At 72.9% G+C, this 5,477-nt stretch carries 5 protein-coding genes and 1 rRNA gene; 5 read left to right on the top strand and 1 reads right to left on the bottom strand.

Going from position 1 to position 5,477, the window contains the following annotated elements; genetic code table 11:
* The 5 genes from P1P70_RS39840 to P1P70_RS39860 form a co-directional block, all read left to right on the top strand.
* On the top strand, positions 1–1,060 hold a 1,060-nt coding region (locus P1P70_RS39840; protein WP_319246663.1), incomplete at its 5' end, for a glycerophosphoryl diester phosphodiesterase membrane domain-containing protein.
* A 4-nt stretch (positions 1,061–1,064) separates the two neighbouring features.
* Entirely contained in the window at positions 1,065–1,790 is a 726-nt protein-coding gene (locus P1P70_RS39845) for a DUF4129 domain-containing protein (protein WP_319246666.1), read from the top strand.
* Positions 1,787–2,980 carry a DUF4350 domain-containing protein gene (locus P1P70_RS39850; protein ID WP_319246669.1) on the top strand — a complete coding sequence of 398 codons (1,194 nt, stop codon included), beginning with the start codon at positions 1,787–1,789 and terminating at the stop codon, positions 2,978–2,980. Before P1P70_RS39845 ends, P1P70_RS39850 begins: the two co-directional genes overlap by 4 nt.
* Positions 2,980–3,969 carry a MoxR family ATPase gene (locus P1P70_RS39855; RefSeq protein ID WP_319246675.1) on the top strand — a complete coding sequence of 330 codons (990 nt, stop codon included), beginning with the start codon at positions 2,980–2,982 and terminating at the stop codon, positions 3,967–3,969. Before P1P70_RS39850 ends, P1P70_RS39855 begins: the two co-directional genes overlap by 1 nt.
* Entirely contained in the window at positions 3,969–5,279 is a 1,311-nt protein-coding gene (locus P1P70_RS39860; protein WP_319246672.1) for a DUF58 domain-containing protein, read from the top strand. The genes P1P70_RS39855 and P1P70_RS39860 overlap by 1 nt, the downstream gene beginning before the upstream one ends.
* Positions 5,280–5,380: 101 nt before the next feature.
* Here the strand turns inward: P1P70_RS39860 and rrf are convergent.
* Positions 5,381–5,477, bottom strand: a 5S ribosomal RNA gene (gene rrf / locus P1P70_RS39865); the annotation flags it as partial.

The following is a 5,477-nucleotide window of genomic DNA, read 5'->3' on the forward strand; positions in this document are numbered from 1 at the left end:
CGGCTACGGTGCCCCCCGCCCGGGCTACGGCACTCCCGGCTGGGGCGGCGGCTGGGGCGGCCCCCCGCCCGCCGCCAAGCCCGGTGTCATCCCGCTGCGCCCGCTCGGCATCGGCGAGATCCTCGACGGCGCCGTCTCCACCATGCGCACGCACTGGCGCACGGTCCTGGGCATCTCCCTGACCGTCGCGGTCATCACCCAGATCGGGGTCATCCTGCTCCAGGGCCTCGTCCTCAACGACGCCGCGAGCTCGGACGTCCTCGCGGACCCGACCGCGACACCCGGCGAGGTGGGCCGCGCCCTGGGCGACACCCTGCTGAGCACCTCCGTCGTCATGGTCATCTCGGTGATCGGCACCATCATCGCGACGGCCCTGCTCACGACCGTGACCAGCCGCGCCGTCCTCGGCAAGTCCGTCACCACCGCCGAGGCATGGCGGGACGCCCGCCCGCAACTCTTCCGGCTGGCCGGCCTGACCGTCCTGCTGCTCCTGGTCGCCGGTCTGATCATGGCCGCGGGCGTCCTGCCCGGCATCCTCCTCGCCTCCGCGGGCACCACCGCCGGCGGCGTACTCCTCGCCTTCTTCGGCGGACTCGGCGCCTTCGTCCTCACCGTGTGGCTGATGATCCGTTTCTCGCTCGCCTCTCCCGCCCTGATGCTGGAGAAGCAGGGAGTCCGCAAGTCGATGAGCCGCTCCGTCAAACTGGTGCGCGGCTCCTGGTGGCGAGTCCTCGGCATCCAACTGCTCGCCACGATCATCGCCTGGATCGTGGCATCGATCGTCGTGATCCCCTTCTCCTTTGCGGGCGCGGCCCTCGACGGCGACGGCCTCTCCGGCTTCCTCGCCACCGGCGGAACCGCCCTCGGCTGGACCTACCTCGTCATCAGCGGCGTCGGCGCGGTGATCGGCTCCACGCTCACCTTCCCGATCAGCGCGGGTGTCACCGTGCTCCTCTACATCGACCAGCGCATCCGCCGCGAGGCCCTCGACCTCGAACTGGGCCGCGCCGCAGGCCTCCAGGGCTACGGCGACGCCCAGGGCGCCACCCCGGGGAGCTGATGGGGTGACACGGTCGGGGGGAGCACTGGCAGCCGTACCGCTGTCGTGGCGCTCGGCGGACGAGCCACCCATCACCCTCCCGCGCGATCCCGCGCGGGAGGCGGCCCGTCGTGAGCTGTCCAAGGGCATGTACCACGAGAACGACCCCAGTTGGTACGAGCGCGCCCTGGACGCCTTCTGGGACTGGCTCGACAAGGTGTTCGGCGCCACCTCGGGCGCCACCCCCGGAGGCACGCTCGGCCTCGTCGTCATCGTCCTGGCCGTTCTCGCCCTCCTCGGGGCACTGTGGTGGCGCCTCGGCACCCCGCACCGCACTCCGACCTCCTCCGCTGTGCTCTTCGACGACCGCCCCCGCAGCGCTGCGGAACACCGCGCGGCCGCCGAGGCACAGGCCGCCCAGGGCCACTGGAACCAGGCCGTCCAGGAACGCATGCGCGCCGTCGTCCGCTCCCTGGAGGAGCGCGCCCTGCTAGACGTACGCCCCGGCCGCACCGCCGACGAGGCGGCCTCCGAGGCCGGCTCGGCGCTCCCCGCCCTCATGGACCGACTGCGCACCGCCGCCCGAGACTTCGACGACGTCACGTACGGCGGCCGGTCCGCCGCCGAAGCAACGTACCGCCGCCTCGCCGACCTCGACACCGACCTGGAGCGCACCAGGCCCGCGCCGGCGAGCAGCACCCCCAGCACCGCGAGCACGGCCCCGAGCAACCACCCGGGAGCCGCAGAATGACCACCGAGACCACGTCGCCCTCCACCTCGGTCTCGCCCACGGCCCGTCAGGTGTGGACCCGCGCGCGCGGTGTCGTGCTCGCGGCGGTCGTCCTCCTGGCGGCGGCCGTCGTGATCGCGGTGATCCGCTCCGGCTCCGAACACGGCCGTCTGGACCCACGCTCCGCCGACACCGACGGCAGCCGCGCCGTCGCCGAACTCCTCGACGACCGGGGCGTGTCGACCCGGCTGGTCACCACCCTCGACGAGGCACGCGCCGCCGCCGGCCCGGACACCACGCTCCTGATCGCCGTCCCCGACCTGCTCACCGACTCCCAGCAGAGCCGACTCCACGAGGCGACCGAGGTCTCCGGCGGCCGCACCGTCCTCGTCGCCCCCGGCCCCTCGTCCGTGAGCACCCTCGCCCCCGGAATCACCGCCGACGCGGCCCTCAGCCTCGACTCCACCCTGACGCCCCGTTGTGAGCTGCCCGCCGCCCGCCGCGCCGGCAGCGCCGACACCGGCGGCCTCCGCTACCACGTCACCGCCCGCGCGGCCGACACCTGCTACCCCGAGGACGGCCTGCCCACCCTGGTGCGCGTCCCGGCTGCCGACGGGGACGGCGACACCGTCGTCCTCGGCGCCCCCGACATCCTCCTCAACAGCAGCCTCGACGAGCAGGGCAACGCCTCCCTCGCCCTCCAACTCCTCGGCTCGCGCCCCCATGTGGTCTGGTACCTCCCCTCGCTCTCCGACGACTCGGCCCCCGACGCGGGCAACCGCAGCTTCTTCGACCTGCTCCCCTCCGGCTGGTTCTGGGGCACCCTGCAACTCTTCTTCGCCGGCGCCCTCGCCGCCCTGTGGCGGGCACGCCGACTCGGCCCCCTGGTGCCCGAACAACTCCCCGTCGCGATCCGCGCCTCCGAGACCGTCGAAGGCCGCGCCCGCCTCTACCGCAAGGTCAACGCCCGCGACCGCGCGGCCGCCGCTCTTCGCTCCACCACCCGCACGCGCCTCGCCCCCCTCGTAGGCGTCCCCGTCTCCCGGGCCCACACGCCCGAGGCCCTGCTCCCCGCCCTGTCCGCCCACCTCCACGGCGACGGACAGCCCCTGCACGCCCTCCTCTTCGGCCCGCCGCCCGGCGACGACAAGGCCCTCATCGCACTCACCGACCAACTCGACGCCCTCGAAAGAGAGGTACGCCGTTCATGATGGACCCGACCACTGACAACGCCGGGACCAGCGGGGACCCGGGTGCCGCCCGTGCCTCCCTGGAGGCCCTGCGCGCCGAGATCGCCAAAGCCGTGGTCGGCCAGGACCCCGCCGTGACCGGCCTCGTCGTCGCCCTCCTCTGCCGCGGACACGTCCTACTAGAAGGAGTCCCTGGGGTGGCCAAAACGTTGCTCGTGCGGGCTCTCGCATCCGCGCTCGATCTCGACACCAAGCGCGTCCAGTTCACCCCGGACCTGATGCCGAGCGACGTCACCGGCTCCCTCGTCTACGACACCCGCACCGCCGAGTTCTCCTTCCAGCCCGGCCCGGTCTTCACCAACCTCCTCCTCGCGGACGAGATCAACCGCACCCCGCCGAAGACCCAGTCCTCCCTGCTGGAGGCCATGGAGGAACGCCAGGTCACGGTCGACGGCACCCCCCGCCCCCTCCCGGACCCGTTCCTGGTCGCCGCGACCCAGAACCCGGTCGAGTACGAGGGCACCTATCCCCTCCCCGAAGCGCAGCTGGACCGTTTCCTCCTCAAACTGACGGTCCCGCTCCCGTCCCGGCAGGACGAGATCGACGTCCTCACCCGGCACGCCGAGGGCTTCAACCCCCGCGACCTGCGGGCCGCCGGCGTACGCCCCGTCGCGAACGCCGCCGACCTCGAAGCCGCCCGCGCCGCCGTCGCCAAGACCACGATCTCCCCCGAGATCACCGCCTACGTGGTGGACATCTGCCGAGCCACCCGCGAATCCCCGTCCCTCACCCTCGGTGCGTCCCCCCGAGGCGCCACGGCTCTCCTCGCGGCCTCCCGCGCCTGGGCCTGGCTCACGGGCCGCGACTACGTCATCCCCGACGACGTGAAGGCACTCGCGCTCCCGACTCTCCGCCACCGCGTCCAGCTCCGCCCCGAGGCCGAGATGGAGGGCGTGGCGGCCGACTCGGTCATCAACGCGATCCTCGCCCACGTCCCCGTGCCCCGCTGATGGCCCCCACCGGACGCGCCGCGCTCCTCGCGGCCCTCGGCACCCTCCCCGTCGGCATCTGGGAGCCCAGCTGGACGGGCATCCTCGCCGTGAACGCCCCGCTGGCCCTGGCGTGCGCCTGCGACTACGCCCTCGCCGCACCCGTGCGCCGCCTGGGCCTCCTGCGCTCCGGCGACACCTCCGCACGCCTGGGCGAGACCGCGGACGTCACCCTCACGGTCACCAACCCCTCCAGCCGTCCTCTGCGCGCCCAGCTTCGCGACGCCTGGCCCCCCAGCACCTGGCTCCCCGGCACCGAAGTGGCCGCCTCGCGCCACCAGCTCACGATCCCCCCGGGCGAGCGCCGTCGCGTCACCACCCGCCTGCGCCCCACCCGCCGGGGGGACCGTCAGGCCGACAGGGTCACGATCCGCTCGTACGGCCCCCTGGGCCTCTTCGCCCGTCAGGGCAGCCACCGAGCGCCCTGGACCGTACGCGTGCTCCCCCCGTTCACCAGCCGCAAGCACCTCCCGTCCAAACTGGCCCGCCTGCGCGAACTGGACGGCCGCACCAGCGTCCTGACCAGAGGCGAGGGCACGGAGTTCGACAGTCTCCGCGAGTACATCCCCGGCGACGACACCCGCTCCATCGACTGGCGAGCCACCGCCCGACAGTCCTCGGTGGCTGTACGCACCTGGCGCCCCGAACGGGACCGCCACATCCTCGTCGTCCTGGACACCGGCCGAACCTCGGCAGCCCGCGTCGGCGACGCGCCTCGCCTCGACGCCTCCATGGACGCGGCCCTCCTCCTGGCCGCCCTCGCCTCCCGCGCCGGCGACCGCGTGGACCTGCTGGCCTACGACCGCCGTGTACGAGCCCTCGTCCAGGGCCGCACAGCGGGTGACATGCTTCCGTCCCTGGTGAACGCCATGGCTCTGCTCGAACCCGAACTCGTCGAAACGGACGCCCGAGGCCTCACCGCGACCGCGCTCCGTACGGCCCCCCGCCGAGCCCTGATCGTCCTCCTCACCACTCTCGACGCGGCCCCCGTCGAACAGGGCCTTCTCCCCGTCCTGTCCCGCCTCACCCAACGCCATACGGTCCTGGTCGCCTCGGTGGCCGATCCACGCATCGACGGCATGGCGAACTCGCGGGGCACCACGGACGCCGTCTACGAGGCCGCCGCAGCCGCCCAGGCCCAGACGGACCGCCACCGCACCGCCGATCAACTTCGTCGGCACGGCGTCACGGTCGTCGACGCGACACCGGACAGCTTGGCGCCGGCCCTGGCAGACGCCTATCTGGCACTGAAAGCAGCCGGACGCCTCTGATCTGAATCCCGTCAATTACCCCCGGAGGGGCCGGGGCCCTGAACGACCCATAAACGCAGAAAACCCCTGCCGGTCACCCGGCAGGGGTTTTCTCAATATTTGTTCGGCGGCGTCCTACTCTCCCACAGGGTCCCCCCTGCAGTACCATCGGCGCTGTAAGGCTTAGCTTCCGGGTTCGGAATGTAACCGGGCGTTTCC

Origin of the sequence: Streptomyces sp. MB09-02B, assembly GCF_033794485.1 — a bacterium.
Lineage (GTDB): Bacteria > Actinomycetota > Actinomycetes > Streptomycetales > Streptomycetaceae > Streptomyces.

Coding starts and splice junctions, on each gene's coding strand:
- P1P70_RS39850 (WP_319246669.1), top strand. CDS start 1,787: ATGACCACCGAGACCACGTCGCCCTCCACCTCGGTCTCGCCCACGGCC.
- P1P70_RS39855 (WP_319246675.1), top strand. CDS start 2,980: ATGGACCCGACCACTGACAACGCCGGGACCAGCGGGGACCCGGGTGCC.
- P1P70_RS39860 (WP_319246672.1), top strand. CDS start 3,969: ATGGCCCCCACCGGACGCGCCGCGCTCCTCGCGGCCCTCGGCACCCTC.